The 22695-nt window shown below is 41.8% G+C and carries 31 protein-coding genes; 16 read left to right on the top strand and 15 right to left on the bottom strand.

The genetic code is table 11. The annotated features are described in order from the left end of the window. Window positions 1-141: 141 nt before the first annotated feature. Window positions 142-345, top strand: a complete 204-nt coding sequence (locus tag HWQ36_RS23130) for a hypothetical protein (protein ID WP_292706805.1) — start codon at window positions 142-144, stop codon at window positions 343-345. A 451-nt stretch (window positions 346-796) separates the two neighbouring features. Here the strand turns inward: HWQ36_RS23130 and HWQ36_RS23120 are convergent, their stop codons facing one another. Both HWQ36_RS23120 and HWQ36_RS23115 read right to left on the bottom strand, forming a co-directional pair. Beyond that, entirely contained in the window at window positions 797-946 is a 150-nt protein-coding gene (locus HWQ36_RS23120; protein ID WP_292706804.1) for a hypothetical protein, read from the bottom strand. A 16-nt stretch (window positions 947-962) separates the two neighbouring features. Next, a complete protein-coding gene (locus tag HWQ36_RS23115; RefSeq protein WP_292706802.1) occupies window positions 963-1307 on the bottom strand; it encodes a hypothetical protein in 345 nt (114 codons plus the stop codon). A 282-nt stretch (window positions 1308-1589) separates the two neighbouring features. Here HWQ36_RS23115 and clpS point away from each other — a divergent pair, with 282 nt between their 5' ends. From clpS to HWQ36_RS23075, 8 genes are all read left to right on the top strand, one after another. Then, window positions 1590-1871, top strand: coding sequence for an ATP-dependent Clp protease adapter ClpS (gene clpS, locus HWQ36_RS23110; RefSeq protein ID WP_012410249.1), 282 nt, complete (start codon window positions 1590-1592; stop codon window positions 1869-1871). 155 nt (window positions 1872-2026) lie between these two features. Further along, a complete protein-coding gene (locus HWQ36_RS23105) occupies window positions 2027-2851 on the top strand; it encodes a type II CAAX endopeptidase family protein (protein WP_292706798.1) in 825 nt (274 codons plus the stop codon). Between the two features lie 145 nt (window positions 2852-2996). Then, entirely contained in the window at window positions 2997-3461 is a 465-nt protein-coding gene (locus HWQ36_RS23100) for a hypothetical protein (RefSeq protein ID WP_292706796.1), read from the top strand. Between the two features lie 3 nt (window positions 3462-3464). Continuing rightward, window positions 3465-3695, top strand: coding sequence for a hypothetical protein (locus HWQ36_RS23095; protein ID WP_292706794.1), 231 nt, complete (start codon window positions 3465-3467; stop codon window positions 3693-3695). Then, the gene (locus HWQ36_RS23090; RefSeq protein WP_292706783.1) at window positions 3696-3866 is read left to right on the top strand and encodes a hypothetical protein; all 171 of its coding nucleotides are present in this window, start codon (window positions 3696-3698) and stop codon (window positions 3864-3866) included. Window positions 3867-3875: 9 nt separating this feature from the next. Next, complete coding sequence (locus tag HWQ36_RS23085; RefSeq protein WP_292706781.1) at window positions 3876-4022, top strand: DUF2281 domain-containing protein; 147 nt, start codon at window positions 3876-3878, stop codon at window positions 4020-4022. Then, window positions 4019-4402, top strand: a complete 384-nt coding sequence (locus tag HWQ36_RS23080; RefSeq protein WP_292706779.1) for a type II toxin-antitoxin system VapC family toxin — start codon at window positions 4019-4021, stop codon at window positions 4400-4402. The genes HWQ36_RS23085 and HWQ36_RS23080 overlap by 4 nt, the downstream gene beginning before the upstream one ends. A gap of 173 nt (window positions 4403-4575) precedes the next feature. Continuing rightward, window positions 4576-5151, top strand: coding sequence for a Uma2 family endonuclease (locus tag HWQ36_RS23075; protein WP_292706777.1), 576 nt, complete (start codon window positions 4576-4578; stop codon window positions 5149-5151). A gap of 10 nt (window positions 5152-5161) precedes the next feature. On the opposite strand, the gene HWQ36_RS23070 is transcribed toward HWQ36_RS23075, so the two are convergent. The 4 genes from HWQ36_RS23070 to HWQ36_RS23055 all read right to left on the bottom strand — a co-directional run bounded on the left by HWQ36_RS23070 (window position 5162) and on the right by HWQ36_RS23055 (window position 9164). Continuing rightward, window positions 5162-5404: a hypothetical protein gene (locus HWQ36_RS23070; protein ID WP_292706775.1), complete on the bottom strand. Its 243-nt coding sequence runs from the start codon at window positions 5402-5404 to the stop codon at window positions 5162-5164. A gap of 57 nt (window positions 5405-5461) precedes the next feature. Then, entirely contained in the window at window positions 5462-6100 is a 639-nt protein-coding gene (locus tag HWQ36_RS23065; RefSeq protein WP_292706773.1) for a pentapeptide repeat-containing protein, read from the bottom strand. Then, window positions 6097-7494, bottom strand: a complete 1398-nt coding sequence (locus HWQ36_RS23060) for a DICT sensory domain-containing protein (RefSeq protein ID WP_292706771.1) — start codon at window positions 7492-7494, stop codon at window positions 6097-6099. Before HWQ36_RS23060 ends, HWQ36_RS23065 begins: the two co-directional genes overlap by 4 nt. Before the next feature lie 77 nt (window positions 7495-7571). Further along, entirely contained in the window at window positions 7572-9164 is a 1593-nt protein-coding gene (locus HWQ36_RS23055; protein ID WP_292706769.1) for a photosystem II high light acclimation radical SAM protein, read from the bottom strand. Window positions 9165-9867: 703 nt separating this feature from the next. On the opposite strand from HWQ36_RS23055, the gene HWQ36_RS23050 reads away from it, so the two are divergent. The 4 genes from HWQ36_RS23050 to HWQ36_RS23035 all read left to right on the top strand — a co-directional run bounded on the left by HWQ36_RS23050 (window position 9868) and on the right by HWQ36_RS23035 (window position 12477). After that, complete coding sequence (locus HWQ36_RS23050; RefSeq protein WP_292706767.1) at window positions 9868-10248, top strand: DUF1830 domain-containing protein; 381 nt, start codon at window positions 9868-9870, stop codon at window positions 10246-10248. Between the two features lie 196 nt (window positions 10249-10444). Continuing rightward, the gene (locus HWQ36_RS23045; protein ID WP_292706765.1) at window positions 10445-10903 is read left to right on the top strand and encodes a DUF4079 domain-containing protein; all 459 of its coding nucleotides are present in this window, start codon (window positions 10445-10447) and stop codon (window positions 10901-10903) included. A 117-nt stretch (window positions 10904-11020) separates the two neighbouring features. Continuing rightward, window positions 11021-11587, top strand: a complete 567-nt coding sequence (locus tag HWQ36_RS23040) for a hypothetical protein (RefSeq protein WP_292706763.1) — start codon at window positions 11021-11023, stop codon at window positions 11585-11587. 122 nt (window positions 11588-11709) lie between these two features. Further along, window positions 11710-12477, top strand: a complete 768-nt coding sequence (locus HWQ36_RS23035; protein WP_292706761.1) for an ATP-binding cassette domain-containing protein — start codon at window positions 11710-11712, stop codon at window positions 12475-12477. 88 nt (window positions 12478-12565) lie between these two features. On the opposite strand, the gene HWQ36_RS23030 is transcribed toward HWQ36_RS23035, so the two are convergent. Next, window positions 12566-13339, bottom strand: coding sequence for a response regulator transcription factor (locus HWQ36_RS23030; protein ID WP_012410259.1), 774 nt, complete (start codon window positions 13337-13339; stop codon window positions 12566-12568). 737 nt (window positions 13340-14076) lie between these two features. Here HWQ36_RS23030 and HWQ36_RS23025 point away from each other — a divergent pair. Next, entirely contained in the window at window positions 14077-14325 is a 249-nt protein-coding gene (locus HWQ36_RS23025) for a DUF6761 family protein (protein ID WP_012410260.1), read from the top strand. Window positions 14326-14868: 543 nt separating this feature from the next. Here the strand turns inward: HWQ36_RS23025 and grxD are convergent. From grxD to HWQ36_RS22985, 8 genes are all read right to left on the bottom strand, one after another. After that, window positions 14869-15192 carry a Grx4 family monothiol glutaredoxin gene (gene grxD, locus HWQ36_RS23020; RefSeq protein WP_012410261.1) on the bottom strand — a complete coding sequence of 108 codons (324 nt, stop codon included), beginning with the start codon at window positions 15190-15192 and terminating at the stop codon, window positions 14869-14871. A 108-nt stretch (window positions 15193-15300) separates the two neighbouring features. After that, entirely contained in the window at window positions 15301-15558 is a 258-nt protein-coding gene (locus HWQ36_RS23015; RefSeq protein ID WP_069070136.1) for a BolA family protein, read from the bottom strand. 225 nt (window positions 15559-15783) lie between these two features. Next, the gene (locus tag HWQ36_RS23010) at window positions 15784-16392 is read right to left on the bottom strand and encodes a hypothetical protein (protein ID WP_094346144.1); all 609 of its coding nucleotides are present in this window, start codon (window positions 16390-16392) and stop codon (window positions 15784-15786) included. A 558-nt stretch (window positions 16393-16950) separates the two neighbouring features. Continuing rightward, complete coding sequence (locus tag HWQ36_RS23005) at window positions 16951-17709, bottom strand: 1-acyl-sn-glycerol-3-phosphate acyltransferase (RefSeq protein WP_292706754.1); 759 nt, start codon at window positions 17707-17709, stop codon at window positions 16951-16953. Between the two features lie 113 nt (window positions 17710-17822). Further along, the gene (gene tadA, locus HWQ36_RS23000) at window positions 17823-18308 is read right to left on the bottom strand and encodes a tRNA adenosine(34) deaminase TadA (RefSeq protein ID WP_292706753.1); all 486 of its coding nucleotides are present in this window, start codon (window positions 18306-18308) and stop codon (window positions 17823-17825) included. Window positions 18309-18380: 72 nt separating this feature from the next. Continuing rightward, window positions 18381-18566, bottom strand: coding sequence for a hypothetical protein (locus HWQ36_RS22995; protein ID WP_292706752.1), 186 nt, complete (start codon window positions 18564-18566; stop codon window positions 18381-18383). Window positions 18567-18798: 232 nt separating this feature from the next. Further along, window positions 18799-19113 (bottom strand): glutaredoxin 3, encoded by a 315-nt coding sequence (gene grxC / locus HWQ36_RS22990; protein WP_099102680.1) that lies wholly within the window; start codon window positions 19111-19113, stop codon window positions 18799-18801. Between the two features lie 48 nt (window positions 19114-19161). Further along, complete coding sequence (locus HWQ36_RS22985; protein WP_292706750.1) at window positions 19162-19734, bottom strand: DUF981 family protein; 573 nt, start codon at window positions 19732-19734, stop codon at window positions 19162-19164. A gap of 354 nt (window positions 19735-20088) precedes the next feature. On the opposite strand from HWQ36_RS22985, the gene glpX reads away from it, so the two are divergent. Together glpX and HWQ36_RS22975 are read left to right on the top strand one after the other, a co-directional pair. Next, window positions 20089-21126, top strand: coding sequence for a class II fructose-bisphosphatase (gene glpX / locus HWQ36_RS22980; protein ID WP_292706749.1), 1038 nt, complete (start codon window positions 20089-20091; stop codon window positions 21124-21126). 240 nt (window positions 21127-21366) lie between these two features. Further along, complete coding sequence (locus HWQ36_RS22975) at window positions 21367-22653, top strand: glutamyl-tRNA reductase (RefSeq protein ID WP_292706747.1); 1287 nt, start codon at window positions 21367-21369, stop codon at window positions 22651-22653. Window positions 22654-22695: the final 42 nt, after the last annotated feature.

Below are 22695 nucleotides of genomic sequence, written 5' to 3'. Positions count from 1 at the left end.
GCATACGCCAGAGTCCTAGCGAATTATCTATTTAACTAATTGAATGTGATCTATATCACAAGGAAATTAGTATTTAGCTCGCTTTTTATACTTAGAGTTATCCGGGGTAGTTAGTATCATATTACAGTTGGATTATTACTTATGAGAACTCAGTACGCTATTCGGAAATTGGTAGAAAAAGCTCTTGACATTAAGAAACTAACTCCTGAGATAGAAAATGAAATCAACTCAGAACTGACGGAACTTGGTTACATTTCTGATGTTGATTACGAAGCTCTGGAATTATTAATGTCCGAGATGGATGCTGGTAGAATTAAGTTGGTTCCTAGCTTCGGATATTCCTAACTGCTTACGCATAGAGGTATATCAAGTGAATTTGATGAATACTGAAGTAATCAAAATTCCGAGTTAGTAAAACAAGTTTTAGTAAAGGCAGGTGCGATCATAAGGGCGATATTATTGTTTGTATTTTTCTATGAGGTTGATTATTTAAATAGCTAGAATAGCGTAAACGGTGCTAATAACCCTCTGCATTGTGTATTCATAGTCAATCGCCATGTAGTTCGCTAAACGCCGAGAAAAATTCCTCCCTTTTGTTTGCTGAAATTGTCCACAAGCAGAATGAACTCGTTGCGAAGGGAGTTGATATCATCAATATGGGTGTTGGCGCTCCAGATAAACATGATAAACTAACTTTTAGTCAATAAGAGGAAAAGGGGCAGGGAGAAGGGAGTAGGGGGGAAATCCACACACATAAATGTAGTTGCTCTGAACTAAGGAAGTATTATTTCTCGTGTTACACATCTCGTTCGCGCAGCGTGCCGTAGGCATAATAAATATTTTTACTTTTGGGCATAAATAAATTTACTTGCTCTGAAAAGATAGTCAGGCAGGGTAATCTAAATATCTTTCGCCCTGCCCCCTGCTCCCCTGCCTTTTCGGTCATATCCTTTGCCCGATGCCTATTGATATGCTTGCCACAGTTGGTGAATAAATTGATTAAGTTGCTGCTTGGCGGCTGAGTCAGGTTCAGTTTTTGGTTCTTTTGCTAAAACTTGACTCAAGAAGGTAATTACTTCTGTGTCTAATGCTGGCCGAAATAACTTGGCAGGCCAAAGCAAGTCAGATACATCTCGCAAATCGGTAATTAGCGGCGATTCTTGAATCAAAGTAACCATTAATAAAGGACGCACCCAGCACAACTGGCGGGAAACTACAAATTGAATGACTTCTGCATACAGATTTCTGTCGGTATGCTCTAAAGACACAATTTGTCCTGGTTGAAGAAAATCTAAGCTAATGTCCATGATTATGGAGTTTGGGCAGGGGCAAGGATTATTTTGCAATTTCCTTAATTTAAAAAATGAAAATGCGCTACGTTTGAGGAAGCTTCTGTAAGATTAGGGTAGCACTCTCACGGCAACTATGTCTCAGACATCTGCCTCACAAGTGGCTACGCAAAACTAAGTAGAGTGGTTTTTCTAGCATAGTATCTGAACAGAAATACTATAGAATAGGTAAATAACTGTTAAGCGATCGCTACACAGACATTTTGTCGTAGTGAATCAACAAGAAAAGAGCAAAGAGCCGTGTCAGTTGAAACTATTCAAAAGCCTTCCACAACCCGTAAGCTAGCGCCTCGGTATCGCGTTTTGCTCCATAACGACGATTACAACTCTATGGAGCATGTTGTGCAGTCACTAATAGCCACTGTACCAAGCCTTACTCAACCTCAAGCAGTTAGCATCATGATGGAAGCCCATACTAACGGGCTAGCTTTAGTCATTACTTGCGCTCTGGAACACGCTGAGTTCTATTGCGAAACCTTGATTAGTCACGGTTTAAGTAGCACAATTGAACCTGACGAATAGTCAAATAATTCGTAATTCGTAATTCGTAATTCGTAATTCAAAAGAGTACAGCAACCCGCACTGAATTTTTAATTTAGTGGACAACAAGATAGTGAAAAGTTCAGAGCTAAGACTGATTGTAATTATGAATTACGAATTATTTTGACTTATTTAGGATGAAAGAAAACCCTGTCCGTTTAGCTGAACGCCCTGCCCCTATTAGGCTGGGTGCTTTTATTTTGACTTTATTGTTGCTATGGTTGCCATTGGCTACACCAATATACTTACTAGTACATGATTCAAACTTAGAAAGTATATTGACATTGGTATTGTTATATGCAGTATTTATTTTTCTTCTGAAATTATGGGGTAAATATGTCTACCAGCAGCCACAAATTCTGCGATATTATGGCTTAGAATTCACGCGCCAAAATGGTGTGGATTTACTGCGTGGCTTGGCTCTAGGGATAATTAATATTCTGATACTTTTTGGGGTACAAAATTTGTTGGGTTGGTTGGTGTGGCAACAACCGAAAGTTTTTTTGCTGAAAGTAATTTTAGAGGGTTTACTTGTTGGCTTAGGCATCGGTTTTGCTGAGGAATTATTATTTCGAGGCTGGTTGCTAGATGAATTACAACGAGATTACAGTCTGCGTGTGGCACTGTGGACAGATGCAACTGCGTTTGCTACATTGCACTTTATTAAACCCTTGGAGGCAATTATTCATACACTGCCGCAATTTCCAGCTTTAGTACTGCTGGGGTTAACGCAAGTATGGGGAAAGCGTTGGCGGAGGGGACGCTTGGGTTTTCCAATTGGTTTACATGGTGGTTTAGTTTGGGGTTACTACATTATTAATGTAGGTAAATTAGTGAAATATTCTGGTCAAGTTCCTGATTGGGTAACTGGTGTGAATAATAATCCTCTGCAAGGAGTGATGGGGGTTTTGTTGATGAGTGTACTAGCTTTGTGGATACGAGGGCGAACAGTGAAAAATTAAAAATGGGTAATGAACTTGTACAAAAATAAAATCTCGGCTAAAAAGAAACTACATTAATTAATATTCCATTTAGGCAAAGTGTCAGAGTGTAGCCAAAAGGTTTTTAAAGATTCAACATCAAACAAATATTTAGGGTTATATAATAATGGATTTAGCTCGTTTGGAATATATAAAAAATGTCAATGATGATGAAGATTGGGCGTATGAAAGTTTTCCTGTTGGAGCTTACTTTCAGTTAAACTTTAAAGAGGGTATAGGTGTAGATACTCACGCCTTTTACTTACCAAAAGGATCTCTTATCATCCTTTCTCAAAAACCAAATGGGTATCACGACCGATACTTGACGCACGTAGTTGAACTGGTTAATGAGGGAAGTGAAGATAAACCTCAATGGGAAACAGGTACATGGGGTATTTTCCGATGGGTTAAGGTTCATTGGATTGCTGATTTCAACAATCCCAGCCGTATTCCTCTTGATCAGAAGGAAATGAGAGCCAACTGGGGTTGGTATGACACTAAAGCTAAATTGTTGTCTAGTCCAAGCTTGATGTCTGAATGGGATAATAATATCGATAAATTAAGAGCGCACTTAGGGGAAGTCTTTAATTAAACGATGAAGCAATCTAACACCATTAAACAGCAGCAAGCGCAAAGGATATTAGAATTATTTGCGATCGCACGTCAGCGATATTTAGATGCAGGAGGAAATCCTCAACGCACCCCGAAAGGACTCAAGGGAGATGATTATATGACAGATGAGGAAAGGCAAGAAGCATTGGTATTAGGAAGGCAAATTTTCCCACAAGAATATATTGATAATCGCAAATCGCCAAAAATGTACTAGATGACTGCATGGGTGTCAGCTACAGCACACAGCATTAAAAACACTTCAAACAAATATAGCTGTGATGTTTTTCATAAAAATTGCCAAGGAGAAAAAACAATGATACAGCCAGTCATTTTAGAAAAATTAGAAGAACTCCCTGAGTCTCTTCAGACAGAAGTGCTTCATTAGATTGAGTTTTTGATAGAGAAGCACGCTAAAAACTCTACCGAAGAAAAGCAGACAAACAAGCGTCGCGTTGCTGGAACTATGAAAGGAATGTTTGTTCTACCATTACCTAATGACTTTGATGAGCCGCTTGAAGATATGAAAGAATATGTGGAATGAATAGATTACTATTGGATACTCATGCTTTTATCTGGTTTGTCTCGAATGATGCAACCCTGCCAGTATTAACTAGAGAAAAGATTGAATCTGCTGAGGCTGTTTTCTTTAGTATTGCAAGTCTTTGGGAAATGGCGATTAAACTCAACATTGGAAAACTATCCCTACAGGGTGCTTTTGAAGAGATTGAACCTAAACTAATTGCTGCGGGTATCACGATTCTCCCTATTACCTTTACCGATACTGCTCAATTCCGTTATTTACCACTGCATCATCGAGATCCGTTTGATCGTATTCTAGTGGCACAGGCGATGAATCATTCCCTTCTTTTGATTAGTCGTGATTCGGTTTTTGATGCCTATAATATTCAGTGGGTTTGGTGATGAATCTCAAAATTATCGAGATTAGTTGGTTTATAACCGCATCTTAATACCTATCATTAGTCTCTTCTGAAAAATTTTTCTAGTATCCCATACCGAGCGTGCGATCGCATCTGTCGTCAAAGGAACTACAACAGCAAATGCTAAACTACATTTATCAAGCTTGAGAAGCAATTATGACTGCCTTAATTCTCAACTTAAGTCCTACCATTGAGCTAACAGATGACCAGTTCTTCCAACTCTGCCAGAATAATCGTGATCTCCGCCTTGAGCGCACAGCAGAGGGAGAACTGATTATTATGCCGCCAACTGGATGGGAAAGCGGAAATCGCAATTCAAAACTGACAGCTAGGGTAGAGTATTGGGCTGATGCTGATGGTACAGGACTAGCTTTTGATTCTTCAACAGGTTTTAAGCTTCCCAATGGTGCTAACAGATCGCCTGATGCATCTTGGGTAAGTCGGAAAAGATTAGCAGTCCTCAACCCAGATCCGGCGAAGTTCTTACCAATGGCTCCTGATTTTGCCGTAGAATTACGCTCTGCTAGCGATAGCTTGAAGACTGTGCAACAAAAAATGCAAGAGTACATTGATAATGGTGTACGTCTAGGTTGGCTGATTGACCCCCAAAACCAGCGAGTCGAAATTTACCGTCCAGGTAAAGATGTTGAGGTTTTACAATCCCCCACTAGTTTGTCAGGAGAAGATGTGCTACCTGGGTTTGTGTTGGATTTGGCACAGATTCTAAATTAAGCGATCGCACCTACGCCACATTTTTGACTGAGATAATTCCTTCACCACACCACTGAATCAGTAGCCATCTGTCAGAATCTTTATCCAATGCTGGCTTTAGACGGAAATTAAAAACCTCTTGCCATACCTCTACGCCATACTGGGATACAAAATTTGCCTCCAGTTCTTGGAACTGTTCCCATTGCCGATTTGCGATCGCGGTTAACATGAGAATGATTGCAGTGATTGAGACTTGGGCGGCGACAGGTGTCATTCTGAGTAGTCCTCAAAAATACAAATAATCGGCATCGGTGGTTTTTTGGTGCAATCTTTACGCAAGCGTCTCAACCACTGTACCCACCACACAGGCTTTATTCAAATTAACGCCGCTCAAATTTGCACCTTCTAACTCTGCACAGAGTAAATTTGCTCCTGTTAAATTCGCCCCTGCTAAATTCGCCTCTCTCAAGTCAGCTTCTTCCAGGTTTGCTTCACTCAATAACGTCCCTTGCAAATCAGCGCGACTCAAATCTGCACCTTTGAGATTTGCCCCAGTCAGGTTTGCGCCGCGCAAGTCAGCACCGCGCAAATCAACACCTTGCAAGTTGACGTTCATCAAATTAGCACCACTCAAGAAAGCACCCACCAATGACACATCACTGAGTCTTGCTCCCATCAAGTTAGCGCCACGCAAGTTACTACCCCGCAAGTCAGCACCCGTTAAATCTGCTTGCATCAGGTTTGCTCCCATCAAATTCGCCCGCAAGTCAGTTGCTTGGAGGTTTGCTCCCATCAAATTTGCTCCCTCCAAATGCCCGCCTTCGAGTTTAGAACCAGCAAAATTAGTGCCGACAAGGGTAGCACCAGCAAGATTAATCCGGCTTAAATCTAGTCGGGAGAGTTCCTCGTCTTCTAAATTTGCCCCTGGAAGTTGTTTGAGTTTTCCTAATCTAATGGCTTCAATATTCATGTAAAGTAACTACCAATCTCTTCACTTATCTTGCTTTGGCTATCCCATTGGGAATCAAGTATCCAGATGCCGGCGCTGACTTTGGGTGTCATGATGGGTAAGTCTAGTCCCTGTTGTAAACCCATAACTAATAAAGTTAGGGTATCTACAAGTTTAGGATCAAAGCGGTTAGATTGTTGCTGTTTGCACTCATCTAACGCTTGAGTAAATATCTGTTCTCGGCTTTGATTTGACGATTTTCGCTCATTGACTCGCCACTGAAAGTCTGCCAATAATGCCAAAATCCTCGACTCTAGAGGAATTTCATCTCCAGCTAAACCTGCTGGTTCTCCTGTGCCATTCCACCACTCGCTTTGGTGAGTGATAATTTGGGCAACTGCTCGCAGTCTTGGCATGGTTCGCAATACTTGCGCCCCTGGGACTAAGGGACAAGTTAAGGGGGAACTGGGGGCATCTTCTTGGTAGCGTGTGGATATACCACCAGTGAGTACGCTTTCAGCTTTTTGTAATGGATCTATGCGATGTAACAAAGCTGCTAGCCGCAATCTTTTAATCTGCCATGCGGGAAGATCCAAAAGCTGGGCGATCGCTTCAGCAAGTACTACTACTTCCGCAGCTGCCATTGGATTGTTGACATCTGCCATATCCATCAGTTGCGCCATTCGCAAAAAGGCTTGGATTTCGTTAGAAACCAAGTTGCGATCTAGGGTTTGTTTCTGAGGCGCTGTGGGGATGGATAAATTATCTTGCCCAGTCTGGAGATAATCTACTACACGGGAAACAACTGCACCTAAATTTTGGGATCTGTCCATTGACGGTACAATTTGTTGTTTATCGGCTGTGAGTTTTTTAGCCAGTTCTGGGTTGTATTTTTTGATGTGAGCGATCGCTATTTCTGCTGTCTCTTGCACTAACTCTGGCTCAAATGTCCACAAGCCATAGAATTTGCGCTCTAAGTCTGATGTCGGTATACCAGTGCTACCATAATCAGCTTCTGATAATTCTTGACAAATTACCATTGCTGTGTATTTAGGCGATAAAATAATTAAGTGCCACTCCTGCGCCACAGGATCGCCTGCATCTAATCCTACTAAGTCTACATTGGGTAGAAGGCTGGTAGGATGTTCTCCAAAGCCGGATTCAGAGGCGGCCATGATGGCAATTTGGCGGCTGCGCTGGGCGATGTCTGCATATCGTTCAGCTTCTTGTAGATACCATTTCCCCTGTTGGAAGGCTGTGATCACTAGGGGTGTACCGTCGTCGGTTAAGATATGGTCTTCGAGAGCGTGGCACAGGGCAACTAAGGTATTTTTGTAGTAAACACCGAATCGAATTGGCCTGGTGGTGTGGCGATGGGCTGTTTCTAGCTGTTGTAAGATTGAACCTTCTAACATGGGATTTGGTAAAAATAACCGCAGAGGCGCTGAGGACACAGAGAAAGAGAGGGGAAGAAAATTAGAATTAGTGTTTTTTAGGATATACCCGCTAACTGTTTTTCTTTCGTTTCTATTGGTGCGGAAAGTGCTGCTTCTAAGTCGGCACAACCAAGCTTTTCTTCTAAGATTTTCATGACTTCACGCCCGAAGTCGTTGGGGTTTTGTTGCCAAGCTTGCAAGCAGACTTCGCCGAAGAATGAACCAAGGGGTTCGGGATTCCAGAGAAGTTTTTTAGCTGTCCACGGCATCAAACTCATTGGATCGTACCCTGGTTTGAGGATGCCTTCTTTGAAAGCATATTCTTCTAAATGGGTATGGGGTTGCAGTCCTATAAAGAAGATGGCAGGTTCAACTTTATCAGCACCAAAAATCCGTTCTAGTTCGCGGTGGTAGGCGATGGTTTGACGGATGGTTTCGGGACGTTCGTCAATAACGTTAAAGGAGTAGTTGACGGAAACTAAGTCGTTGAAACCAGCTGCTTTTAAGTCACGGCAGTTTTGCAAGACGGTTCGCAGATTATACCCCATCCGCATTTTCCGCACGAGTTCTTGAGAACCACTGGTAATCCCGATTTCAAAATAGTTCATCCCAGTTTTCGCCATCAAGTCACACAACTCTGGTGTCAAATTGTCGGCTCTGATATATGCTGCCCAGTGGATATCTGTCATACCAGAATCGACGATTTTTTGCAATAGTTCTATGGCATCGTCAATAAATTTTCGTGCGGGGATGAATTGGGCATCGGTAAACCAGAAATTGCGAATGCCGCGATCGTATAATTGGCGCATCTCAGCAACTACTTCATCTGCTGGGTTGATGCGTACTTGTTTGCCTTCAACAACTGTATAGACGCAATAACAACAGTTGTGGGGACAACCACGCTTCGTTTGTACACCTATATAAAAGTCTTCTTCTTGCAGGTAAAAGTTAAATTCCGGCCAGATGGTTTCGATATAGTTGTAGTTACAAGCTGTTTTTTCTATTGGAGTGGGTTGTTCGTGAATCAGCCGTTTCCGTGGTTGAGTTTCTCCGGCAACATAACAGCGTTCATCTTGAAAATCTTTGCCGCTTAAAAGTTTTTCCAGCAGGGTTTCCCCTTCACCCACAGAAATAATTGTCCCATTGGGTAAACTTTTACCCAATTGTTCATAAAATACGCTGACTGCACCACCACCTACAACTACACGGGCATTAGAATTATATTTTTTGGCACGCTTTAAACCGCGTTTGATTAAGCCCTGGTTTTGCCATAACTCTACATAGTAAGCGATGAAGATTCTTAAACCGCCGAATCCGCCACGTAGTTTTAATAGAGGATTTTTGGCGTAGTAGAATTCAAAGGCGTTTTGTAGCGGGTTTCCACCACGTCCGCCAACTGGAGCATAAATTTGAATATCCCGCCAAGAAAATACTAGCAGTGTCGGTTTAAATTCATCAATACAGCGATCCAGAGCAGAATTGTAGTCTAAAGGTGGCACTGTTCCTAAATCAAAGATGCGCTGTTCAATATTAGGAAACTGCTTATGGACATGATCGCTCAAGTAGACAACCCCAATAGGAAAGATGGGGTTACAAGGAAGGCGAACGTAAAGAATTCGATTTTCCATCATTTGTGTTTTGACTTCCATCTTGCCAATCTTTGGAGAAAGCGAGAAAAACATCCAGTTTTAAAGTATGTGCTTGTTTTATTGGGTTTTAATTATCACAATCGCGCTTGACATTTCATTTGATTGCTGGTAATGAGAAAACTACTGTTAGCAATTGCAGGAAACGCCAAAATTGCTATGCATAAAACATACATAGAATTTATAGATAGGCTTTATGAAGATATTTTTCATATAGCTTTACCATAACATTGAGTTTATTCATTAAGCGATGATCCCAGCCTATTAATCCTGGGATAGATGAAACGGCAAAACTCACTTCCTCGCTAGGCGAAAAGCAAGGGATCGTCGTCTGATCTGCCTTAAGAGAATTAAAGCTTTTAAGTAGGTTGGCGCAATTAAAGCTAACTGGCAAGGGCTGTCATTTGTGCTTTGTCATTGTTCATTAGTAAAGACTTTAAGCCTAATTTACGTTTCGTAACATAATTTGGTTTATTTATGCCAGCTTACTTATATTAATAAAAAATATTAAAAACTTTTGTGCATAGTGTATAATTCCGAAAAAGCCACAAATAATTACAAAATTTTCATAACTACAGATATATCTTTAGGAAGAAATAATCTCCAAAGACTCAGTTGGTATTCACAGTTACAGCAACTGGGGATCAGTGAATGCTAGGCTTGGCTAGTGTAATGTAAAATTGTGGCGTAAAGCTCCTCAGCAGTTATGGCTCAAATATTAGATCCTCTACCACCAGAGCAATCGGGAAAAATTCTCTGCTGCTACATTAATGCCACGAGCAAAATACAGGTAGCTCGCATCTGTAATATTCCCAACTGGTACTTTGAAAGGGTAGTTTTCCCTGGACAACGTTTAGTTTTTGAAGCTCCGCGAAAAGGCCAAGTGGAGATTCATACAGGGATGATGGCAAGTGCAATTTTATCAGATAAGATTCCGTGCGATCGCCTGATGCTCGACGAACCCAGTACTGATGAGTTTGATACAGACTCATCATTTGGCAAAGACCCTATTAATACCAAAGCAATGTTGCAGCAAATTCATACAAACACCGGAGATAGTATAAAACCCTTACAAGTTGCTGTTTAGCAGCTATTGATTAAAAAAAACAATTTGACTCAATTTCAGGGTTGCTAATTCAGCAGCCCTTTTTTTATATATTGGGCATTGGGCATGGAAAAGAGGCAGAGGGGCGGGGGGCAGGGGGAAAACTCTTCTGCCTTGCTCCCTGCTCCTCATCTCCCTCATCTCCCTCATCTCCCCACTCTCATCTACAATCATTCTTATGAATCTGCCTTCATTTCTTTGGTTGTGGAAAATAGCGGCCTGGTCGATGGGTTTATCCCTGCTGGCATATCTGATGTTAGCAATCACAGGCGTTTGGATGTTTCGAGCGAGAACTTTGCAACAATTTCCTTTTACGCCATTTATGGGCGGAAATAGGGAAGTGCGATCGCTCCACTATTTAATGGGGATCAGCATGGTAAGTTTAGTGCTACTATTGCTAGCGATCGGTATTGTTGGCACTTTAGGGCACTTTGGTTCTTTAGGTCACTCGTCACACTTGGTTGCTGGATTGATAGTGGTAGCATTAGTTTTGCTCTCTGCTTTCAGTGCCACTCAAATTAGTGCCAGACGGTCTTGGGCTAGACCCTTACACATCGGCGTAAATATTATTCTGTTTATAGGATTTACCTGGGTATCCCTTACTGGTTGGATTGTAGTGCAAAAGTATTTACCCTGAAGAACTAGTAATTACGAATTACGAATTACGAATTATTAAAGTGTCATACCTTATTTTCAACAGTCCAGCTAAGACATAGACCTGCCCTACAATGAAAAAAAGCATTGTAATTGAGCCGTGACAGTAAACTCAGCCAATATCTCAGTTTCTATTTTTCGTCTGTCTCCTTTGATTCGGATAACGCTGCTGAGTCTATATATAGCACTCACAGTCCCATTACCTTTTTTATCGCAGGTAACAGCCGCACCCGTACCCCCAGGATTTTTGTGGATAGGGATTAGCATCGGCTTAGTTGCCTTGTACGCCGTATTGACAGAACAAGTAATAGTAGATGACCAGGGAATTCAGGTTACTTACCCTGCCTGGGTGCCTCGATTTTTTCGTAAAGGCTGGTTTTTACCTTGGTCAGAGGTGAAAGAGTTAAAACCGCGCACCACTGGTCAAGGAGGGCTAGTTTATTACTTTCTCAGCCAGGATGAGAAAGCTTATTTACTCCCAATGCGTGTAGCTGGATTTGCCCGTTTCGTGCAAATTGTCCAAGCAAAGACAGGCATTGATACTACAGATGTTCGCCCTTTAGCACAGCCGTGGATGTACCTGATTTTACTAGGATTCACACTGCTGTTACTATTGGTCGATGGCTGGGCGATCGCTACAGCCTTAACTACCACACAATTAACTTAAAATCGGGCATGGGGCATGGGGCATTGGTTATTTCTCCCCCATCTCCCTCATCTTCCCCATCTCCCTCATCTCCCGGTTGGTGAGCGAAGTCGAACCACATCTCCCTCATCTCCCCACTCCCCTTGAATAAGGTCACACTCAGGCTAGAGCAAGTTAATCTGTTTACAAAGCTGAAAACCCAACTTCCAGGAAATCAGCAAGGATATCCTATATTGCAAGATATTTCATTGGAAGTATTTCAGGGCGATCGCATTGCCATTGTAGGGCCAGTTGGCGCTGGGAAAACTTCGTTATTACGCCTCATCAACCGCCTAATTGAACCCACTAGTGGCAAAATCTATCTAGAAAATCAAGAATATCGCCAAATTCCTGTCATCCAGCTACGCCAGATGGTTGTACTTGTATTGCAAGAGTCAAAGCTGTTAGGGATGACAGTTCAGCAAGCCTTGGCTTATCCTTTAGTTTTGCGTGGTTTGCCCAAACAGACAATTCAGCAACGAGTCATTTATTGGATAGAACAACTGCACATTCCCAATGAATGGTTAGGGCGAACTGAGGTACAACTTTCTGCCGGACAACGACAACTAGTAGCGATCGCTCGTGCCTTACTCATCCAGCCTAAAATACTATTATTAGACGAGCCAACCTCTGCCCTTGATGCTGGTACAGCGTCTCATCTAATGCAAGTCTTAACCCAGTTGAGTCAAACTCATCAAACTACGATTCTGATGGTAAATCACCAACTGGAACTAGCCCAAATGTTTTGTACTCGATTATTACACCTACAACAAGGTCATTTATCCGCAAATCAAACAGTCTCTGAGATAAACTGGCTTGAATTACGAGAAAACTTAATTCAAGCAGAAACTGAGGACGATTTTAGATTTTAGATTTTGGATTTTAGATTTTGAATTGGTCAGGAGACAGAAATCAAGAGTCGTTATCTTACTTTCCCAATTCCCAATTCCCAATTCCCCATCAAACTTGACTACTAGTAAGTGTTGAACGTTGATTATTAAATCTCTCTCGAGCTAACTTTGTTGTTTGTGATTGTGAAATATTGGTATTCAAAATTTCCATGTTAAAACGGTATCCTACATTGCGGATAGTTTGAATCAAGTTTGGTTGGCGAGGGTCAAGTTCAACCTTTTTCCGCAGCGATAAAACGTGAGTATCAATGGTACGAGGGTTATCGATAGCGTCAGGCCAAGCACGACGCAGCAATTCCGACCTACTCAGAGGTACTCCCCCAGCTTGTGCCAAAACGTATAGCAAACTAAATTCTTGGGGCGTTAAATCGATAAACTCCCCCTGGAAGCGGACACGGCGCTGGACTAAATCTATTTGCAAAGTGCCATAATCCAAATAAGCTGGTGCAGTAGGTGTGCGTTTCCGGCGAATTAGTGCCTCTACCCGTGCCAAAAACTCTTGCATTCCAAAAGGTTTACTTAGGTAATCATCTGCACCCGCCTTTAAACCTGCGACGATATCACCTTCACTATTACGAGCAGATAGCATTAAGATTAGAGGCTGCTGCTGGCGATGCAACCAACGACAAAATTCAATGCCATCACCATCAGGCAGGTCTGCATCCAATACTACCAGTGTTGGTTGATGGCTTAAAAATACTTCCCTTGCTTGATAAATACTGGCAGCTTGATGCACACGGTATTCCAGCTGTTGCAAGTGCCAACCCAACAACGACCTCAGATGGGGATTCCCCTCAATGATTTCTATACAAACCGAACCCACGGCGGCAAGACCCCTTAGCGTCTGATGACTTTCAAAGTAACAAGCCCATCTCTAAGGTTTTGTAGCCTTTGTTACTTCAACTGCTATTAGCTTTACATTTCCTCATAAAAAGCGTGGCAATATCTTTAATTTATGCCTTGCCGATAGGGGATTAGAAATATTATTAAATTTTTATTAAATTTCTCAGCAGTATTGTTAGACGTATCAAAAATTCTTGTATCTTAACATTCTGCTTTTAGATAGGTGTAATGTGGGAAATAGCTAATTAGGTCGGCGCAATTAAAGCTAACTGGCAAAGGCTGTCATTATCCTACCTTGCAAGAAGCCTATGGCGCGTCTATGTATTGGTCATTAGTAAGAGTTTTAAGCCTATTCACGTTTCGTAACATACTTGGTTTTTTTCGCACCAACTTACTTATAACCCAATCAGCTAAACGTTAATACAACAGCTTTTCAACCTGATGGAAAAAGTAGATTTTTTCCGCAGAAATTAGTGCCCTCATCCAGGAATATAACACCAATACAATTGGGCCATTGAATATGAAAATCAGACAAATAACTGAGCAGATAACTAGAATCGATGTTTTCTGGAATAGGATTAAAGTAGCTTGTAGCTGCTAGGGGTAGTACCCAAAGTAGATGTGTTGACTTTGAATTAATGCCAAAGTGAAATTACACTTCACATTTGAGCGTGAATCATTTACAATTCTCATTCCAAAGAGATTAATACAGCAGTTATGCTCCAAGACACACAAACCATCCGCTATTACCAAAGACTCACCGACGCCTTCGTCGAGTTATGGAATCGCGGTTATCGCACGGATGATATGCGGATGTATTTGGATGGATATCTAGCCGCACTGCGACATAGCAACGTCATTGAACCTTATCTGATTCATCGCCTAGAAGAGGAAGCCAGCCGCTACTTGTACGATGGATCAAACTTTGCAGTGCCGCAACCACAGCCACAACCCGATTACTACTAAGTACCATTTACTTGGTTCTTGATAGTAACCGTTAATTACCGCAGATTATTATAGCATATTATCTGTATTGGTCAACGGGTTGCCGTGGTGTGAGATTTTGGAGATATTGTATTGATTAAACGCATCCCCTCAGCCCTATATTGGTCTTGCCAATATAGGGCTGAGGGGATTGTTGACTAGCTATAAAATCAAGCCCAAAACAGGTAAAGTACTTTTGTCAAAAACTTATTAAAAAACCCTTGAAAGGGGAGACACTATTTCTCTCCCCTTTCAAGGACATTAAAATAATTCGTAATTTCAAGACTGTTTCAGACGGGATTTAGATCCCGACTAAAAAAAGCATCACATATATAGGACTCATATTTGATTTCTGAAAAAACTTAGTACACCTCTAACTCCCTTCTTTTCTGTTCCCTATTCCCTCCCTACACAAGTATGTTCATTAATCAAATCGGATTCCTATAGACGAACGCGAGTGCTTCTCCAAAATTTGGGGAATTCAACCCAAAAATTACGAATTACGAATTACGAATTACGAATTAGTTAAGAAGCTAGTGCTACTTCTACCTTTTGCTGCAATTCACCTTTTTGGTACAGTTCAATCAAGATGTCAGAACCGCCAACGAATTCACCATTGATATACACTTGGGGAATTGTCGGCCAGTTAGAGTATTCTTTAATTCCTTGACGGATTTCAGAGTCTGATAGAACATCAACCGTCTCGAAGGGAACTCCCAATGTATTGAGAATCTGCACAACGTTGTTGGAAAAACCACATTGGGGCATTAACTTGTTTCCCTTCATGAAAACTAGAATTTTGTTCTGTTGTAGCAAGTTATCAATTTTCTCTTTGAGTTCTGGTGTCATGATATTTGTGTTTCCTATGTTGCATTCAACGATAATGAGTGAGGAGTTAAAAATTTTATAACTCCTCACTCTTGTACAGACGCGATTAATCTCGCGTCTCTCCTAACTTTAGGAACTTGCTGTTGCTTGCCAAGCTTCGGGAGTGTATGTTTTTACCGCCAAGGCATGAATCGCTTCAGTAGACATAGCTTGACCCAACGCACCATAAACTAACTGGTGCTGTTGCACTAGTCCTTTACCTGCAAAGTGCGATGAAACTACAGTCACTTGATAGTGGTCGCCGCCACCAGTCAAGTCTTGCACCTGAACCTGTGCGTCTGGCAGTTCCGCCTTGATCATTGCCTCAACCTGCTGCGGACTAATCATCGCAATTCCTGAAAAAACTTACTTTTCTATTATTAACAGATATGGAGTAAATGCCTGTGCCAACTTCAGGTTTTGGCAAGGCTGTAGATAAATCCGCCTCTGAGGTGTATTTTTGAAAACGCTCAGGTTTTGGCTACGGCGGATAGCTCTATCCTAGCACTGGGGATTCCCAAGGGATTGCTTAGGGAAATAAGGGTAGGGAAAAAGAGGCAACAAAAATTTAATTTATTTTTTTGGGGATGAGGAAGATGAACTACCACCTTCTCTAGGATAGGGAGAATCAACAAAACCCAACTCAAACAACTGTTTATAGGCTTTCTTGCCTAAATCCCGTGTCGGGTTTTGACTCTTAATTATTTGAACCAACAACGGCACAGCTAATTCTGGCTGATTTTGTGCCCGATGTACCAATGCTAGCTGAAAGGTGGCTTCATCTCGCTTTTGGGCTGTTAATAGAGCTTTTTGACGCTGAGAATCAGAAACTCTATTGTCAATTCCCGAAAAGCTAGAATTTAACTCTTGATAAAAATTAGATAGCTGATTGTAAACCTGACGTGCTTCTTGTAGTTTTTTAGCAGCTAAGGGGTAGTTTTGAGCAGAAACGGCTTGGTCTGCCTCTTTTACTAAGCGATCGCCACCTTCAATGCTCAAAAGGCTGTTACTTTGGGTTATGGGGCGCAGATTATTGGGATCGTTGGGGTCAATGGGTTGTGGTTGGCTGGTAGTGCCTGGTGACTGTGATACCTGAGCATTCACAGGTGATAGCAGGCTGAGGACTGCTATGACTGATAAAAGGGTACGGTGCATCAAGGTAACAGCGGCAGCAGTGTTCATGGGATCAATTAGTGCGACAACTATACTAAGTTATGGAAACTTCGGGTATCTTAACTCTGTTTTGGTTTTGGACAAAGCAAAGTTACATCCTAAGTATCTCTGATTTAGGACTGAAAATTGCTTTAATAGAGTTCCCATTGCCCTTGTATAGTAACTAACTTAAATCCTCGTGATGAGCGATACTACGGTGGACTGCGTTAACACGTTAACTACTCTGATTTTCCAATCATCGGTTTACTAGCAACCACCTTGTAACTATCTAACTGAAGTAGCAAAAATGTTTTTTATCGACCAATTCAGTAGTTTGCAGACAATTATTAGCTATTTGCTCAAAAAAATGCCAATTTGGCTAAATATCCTGTCAATAGAGAGTAATCTATATATGTATACATCCTCAAAGGTTGCAAAATAGCACTAAATCTTTGGTGACTTAATTCAGGATGGATATAGCTAGTTAGGAATTAGTGTCAAACATTGAAAACGTGCAGTTTCTTAATCATGCACAGTCATTGGCCAGTGGTTAAGAGCCTGTCTTGGGACTCTTGCCCTTTGACGAGATCAAGAATTAGTAATTTCTGCAAATGCGTGATTAGTAATTTTTGTTTCTTGATGGCTTAATTGTTGCAGTGCCTTTCCTAAATCAGTTGTGATGCTTTTGGCATCGTGTTTTATACAGCCACTCATGTAATCCGCTACTCTGATTGGTGAGCCAATGTCAATACTTACATCTGTACCCCAATTTGGATAAGGTTGGCTGTAATTAATACCTATGGGTATAATTTTCACTCCCAGCCCAGAATGACTAGATTCAGCACTCAAAGCAAGACGAGCAATTCCCGGTTTCAACTGGTGAACTTGACCATCACGAAAAATATTACCTTCTGGAAAGATGACCAGCGTTTTTTTCTGTTGAAGTAGCTCAACTCCATGTCGCAGTGTGCGGATTGACGGATGCTTAGAATTTACAGCAAACCCCCCCAAACGTTTGACAAACCAGCCTTGTAAACCTTGGCATTCGTCAATAGTCACCATAAACCGGAGGTCTTGTTCTCTGCGACAATCAGCAGTTGCGTAGGGTACAAGTAATGCATCCCAACGCGCCCGATGAGTAGGTGCGAGGATAATAGGCCCAGTTGTAGGGATATTTTTTTGTCCGGTTATTCTAATTTGCCCAAAGAATAATGGTAATAGGCAGTGACGGCCTAATAAATATGCCAGAGGACTTAACCAAGGGGAAACCTTTGAGGTAGTACCAGCCACCTGATCATTTGCTGGTGGGCGCTGGCGGGGATCGGATGAAGAGTAAAATTCCATCATGACGGATGCAGCTGATTGACGGGTAAAAATTTAACGAAAAGCCTGATTAGTTACACCGTAGATTCTCTTGCGTGAGTTGTGTCGTACTAGATGGACAGTTTTACCTCTGTCCGTTAGTTTACCTTACGCCGCCTAGTGGTAAACCAAGCCTGTAATTGCTCACGACAAGCTGACTCTAGAATGCCTCCAATGACCTGGAGACGGTGATTAGAAGCAGCACTATCGGGTATGTTAATAACTGTACGAATTGCGCCAGTTTTTGTATCGTCTACTCCATATACAAGTTGTCCTACACGCGCTTGCAAAATAGCACCTGCACACATGGGACACGGTTCAAGAGTTACGTAGAGGGTACATTCATTAAGATGCCAATTTTGTAAAGTTGTTGCAGCTGCTTTGAGAGCGAGAATTTCCGCATGAGCGGTAGGATCTTTGTCGCGTTCTTTTCTGTTTTCTCCTTGTGCCAGCAATTTGCCTGTTGAATCAATGATAACAGCACCTACAGGGACTTCACCTGCATCACCTGCTACTTTTGCTAATTCTAGGGCACAACTCATCCATTGTTGATGTATAAGATATTCTGTGTATTTAGTTAGCATCTTCTTATCAATATAAAATTTTAAAATTATGCTTGCCTTGATTAAGACAAGAGACGCGATGAATCGCCGTCTCTACAATAATTCAGTCTTTCGTCTTGACGGCGATTTATCGCGTCTTTGCGATCTAGAATTTTCATCAAAAAACCTTAACCGAACCGTATTAATACACCTTCCTACAAAAAAGTAGTTTTGTAGGTTGGGTGCAGCGATCGCGTAACCCAACATAAAATTTGGTGATAATGTTGGGTTGCGTTTCACTCCACCCAACCTACATAAATACAGCAGTTTTCATTTGCATGAAGTACAAAGTTACGGGTTTTGAGGCAGGAGGCAGAAGGCAGGAGGGAAGAGGTAGAAACTCTTTAATATCTGATTAAATCAATCCTAGATTTTGTACCTCACTTACTTGCAATCTGCTGTATATCTTTTAAAAAACTCTAGGTTTCAACATCGGTGAGGTTTAAATTCATCTTAGGGGATAATCTTATTGTTAAATAGCGGCTTGGGCTAAAAGGGGATCGAGTTGGCTTTGTGTGTCTAGCTGATAGAGGTCATCGCAGCCGCCAATGTGCTGGTTATTAATAAAAATTTGCGGTACGGTACGTCGTCCGTTAGCGCGTTCTGCCATTTTAGCTCTGGCTGCTTCATCGCCGTCGATTTTATATTCAGTAAAATTTACACCTTTCCACCACAGCAGTATTTTGGCACGAATGCAGTAAGGGCAAGTTTGCCACGTGTAAAGTTCGACGTTGGCTTTAACTCGCTCTGGATGGCGATTTAATAGGGGATTAAGAAAGTCCAGCATAGTTTTCTTAAGCAAGGTTTTAACTATGTCTCTAGCCTAGATCATTGCTTACCGCATCGGCGCTGGAACCCACTTTTGAAAACTCTCTAAATGATTCCAGTAAGACAAATATCCAGTCAATGCCCAAATTAGAGCGGCTACTATTAGCACTGCTACGCCAATTAGCCGCCAGGTTCGGTTGGTTTTCCAATAGAGGGTTGGCGCTGCAAAAATACCACCTAAGCCAGTTAAAATAAAGCCGATTCCCGATAAAAGCGGTTGCTTTGTCAAATTCAAGTTGATGATGCGGATACCCACTACGATCGCAACTACACCAGCAAAGAAGCCGTAAACTGCTATTGTCAATAAATCCCAACCTTGAGCAAGTGCGATTGCAGCCGCAATAAACAAGATTCCAAATAAGACACTTGTTTCACCAAAGGCAATGTTAAAGCTGCCAATAACGGGCCAGGTGAAACTCATGTGTAAACCAGTTGTGAGGGCGATCGCACCTGTAATTCCAAATCCTGGAATCCACGGTCTTTGATCGTAACTGTCTATACCGCGATACACATAGTCAGCTAGTAGAAATAATCCAGCTACCATGTTGATTAACATGAGAGTGATGTAGTCGATAAACACGATTAACCTCTTAATTTGACAAGCTATTTACTCTCCGCCTCGTTTTTCAGTTTTTAGTGAATTTATCAGCTTTTTTCTTTATTATTTTATACCTAAAGATAAACACTGAAGAAAAGCAATGTTCTAGATATACACTGCTACCGATTTGTGCTAGTTCTTAACTTAGTTGCTTTTGAACACGCTTTATACTGGAGTTGTAGGAGTGAAAAATTAAGATGTGCTAACTGGTACTTTTCTAACCAGTTAGCAGTAAAACTTAACTTTCTTCCACGTGTATCCGCCCTTTGGTAGACTTGAAGACTGAAATAGCCAGATAAAGCGGCGCAAATTCAAGCAGTTGAGAGGGCAGACTCTGTGGAAAATACACTTGGGTTAGAGATTATTGAAGTAGTAGAGCAAGCCGCGATCGCATCCGCAAAGTGGATGGGTAAAGGCGAAAAAAACATCGCTGACCAAGTAGCTGTGGAAGCTATGCGGGAGCGGATGAATAAAATCTATATGCGTGGTCGCATTGTGATTGGAGAAGGCGAACGCGATGACGCTCCGATGTTATACATCGGAGAAGAAGTTGGTATCTGTACTCAACCAAATGCTAGTAGTTTGTGTAACCCCGATGAATTAATCGAAATTGATATCGCGGTTGACCCCTGTGAAGGTACGAACTTGGTAGCTTATGGACAACCTGGTTCGATGGCTGTCTTGGCAATTTCTGAAAAGGGTGGATTATTTGCTGCTCCTGACTTTTACATGAAGAAGTTAGCAGCACCTCCCGCAGCTAAGGGCAAGGTAGACATCAACAAGTCAGCAACAGAAAACCTGAAGATTCTCGCTGAGTGTCTAGAACGCTCTATTGAAGAACTCGTGATCGTGGTCATGAAGCGCGAACGCCACAACGATTTAATTAAAGAAATCCGTGAGGCGGGAGCGAGAGTCGCCCTAATTTCAGATGGTGATGTGGGTGCAGCTATCAGCTGTGGTTTTGCTGGAACTAATATCCACGCGCTGATGGGTATCGGTGCGGCTCCTGAAGGTGTGATCTCGGCAGCAGCAATGCGTGCTTTGGGTGGACACTTCCAAGGTCAACTGATCTACGATCCAGCAGTAGTAAAAACAGGTCTGATTGGAGAAAGCAGAGAAGCCAATATTGAGCGTTTAACGTCTATGAATATCAATGACCCCGATAAGGTCTATGATGCTCATGAACTGGCATCTGGTAAAACTGTTCTGTTCGCTGCTAGCGGCATTACCGGTGGTAATCTGATGGAAGGTGTGCGTTTCTTTAACGGCGGAGCAAGAACTCAAAGCTTGGTAATTTCCAACCAATCGAAAACTGCTCGATTTGTTGATACAATTCACATGTTTGGTGAACCCAAGACTCTGCAACTGAACTAATTTTTAGGGAATGGGGAATGATAAAAATAGGGGCGAAGCGTTTGGAAAGAAATCTTTCAATATAAATGAAAAATATTCACCCAAATGCTTCATTCTTATAGTAGTTAGTAGTTAGTAGTTAGTGATTATTTGTTGTTTGTTGCTGGAAAAGACTACCAACCAATAAACAAAAATTCCCCATTCCCTATTCTGACTCAATGCCCTATTTTCAACTACCAACTAGTAACTACGATTTAGCAAATGAATATAGCAGTGGTGGGGTTAAGCCATAAAACAGCCCCAGTAGAAGTCCGGGAAAAACTGAGCATTCCAGAACCACAGATTGAAAGTGCGATCGCTCAACTGGCCAGCTATCCTCATATTGATGAAGTTGCAATTCTTAGCACTTGTAACCGCCTAGAAATCTACATTGTTACCAGTGAAGCAGACCAAGGTATCCGAGAAATAACTCAGTTTCTTGCGGAATATAGTAAGTTACCCGTGCTTTCTCTGCGACAGCACCTATTTATGCTGCTACATGATGATGCAGTGATGCACGTCATGCGGGTAGCAGGTGGTTTAGATAGTCTGGTACTCGGAGAAGGTCAAATTCTGGCTCAGGTGAAAACTACTCACAAACTGGGACAGCAATATAACGGTATAAAAACCATTTTGAATCGATTATTTAAACAAGCGTTGACGGCTGGTAAGCGGGTTCGCACTGAAACTAGTATTGGTACTGGCGCTGTCTCTATTAGTTCGGCAGCTGTGGAATTAGCACAAATAAAAGTAGCAAATTTAGCTGCTTGCCGAGTGGTAATTTTAGGTGCTGGTAAAATGTCACGGCTCCTGGTGCAACACCTACTTTCTAAAGGTGCTGTGGAAATTAGTATTGTAAATCGCTCTCGTGAACGTGCAGAGGAATTAACAAAGCAGTTCCCTCAACAACCGATCCAAATTCATCCGCTATCGGAAATGATGACTGTAATTGCCGCTAGTGATTTGGTGTTTACAAGTACTTCAGCAACGGAGCCAATACTTGACCGCGCCAAGTTGGAAATGGTTTTAGAAGTTCAGCGTTCTCTGATGTTATTTGATATTTCTGTGCCGCGTAATGTTCATGTGGATGTCAATGAACTAGAAAATGTGCAGGCGTTTAATGTGGATGATTTGAAGGCTGTAGTGGCGCAAAACTACGAAAGCCGTCGGAAGATTGCACAGGAAGCCGAGCGACTTTTAGAAGAAGAAGTGGAAGCTTTTGATATTTGGTGGCGCAGTTTAGAAACTGTGACTACTATTAGCTGTCTGCGAAATAAAGTTGAAACCATCCGCGAACAAGAGCTAGAAAAAGCTTTGTCGAGATTGGGTTCGGAATTCGCCGAAAAACATCAAGAGGTGATTGAGGCATTAACACGGGGAATTGTCAATAAAATTTTACACGATCCGATGGTACAGTTGCGATCGCAGCAAGATGTTGAAGCTAGACGGCGCTGTATGCAAACTCTGCAAATGTTATTTAACCTGGATGCAGGGGAGCAGTTTAGTTAAACTGAACTATAAGATCCCCGACAACTTTTACGAAGTCGGGGA

It is taken from the genome of Nostoc sp. NMS2, from assembly GCF_017115105.1.
Classification (GTDB): Bacteria; Cyanobacteriota; Cyanobacteriia; order Cyanobacteriales; family Nostocaceae; genus Nostoc.
This window is presented reverse-complemented; position numbering and strand designations above follow the sequence as displayed.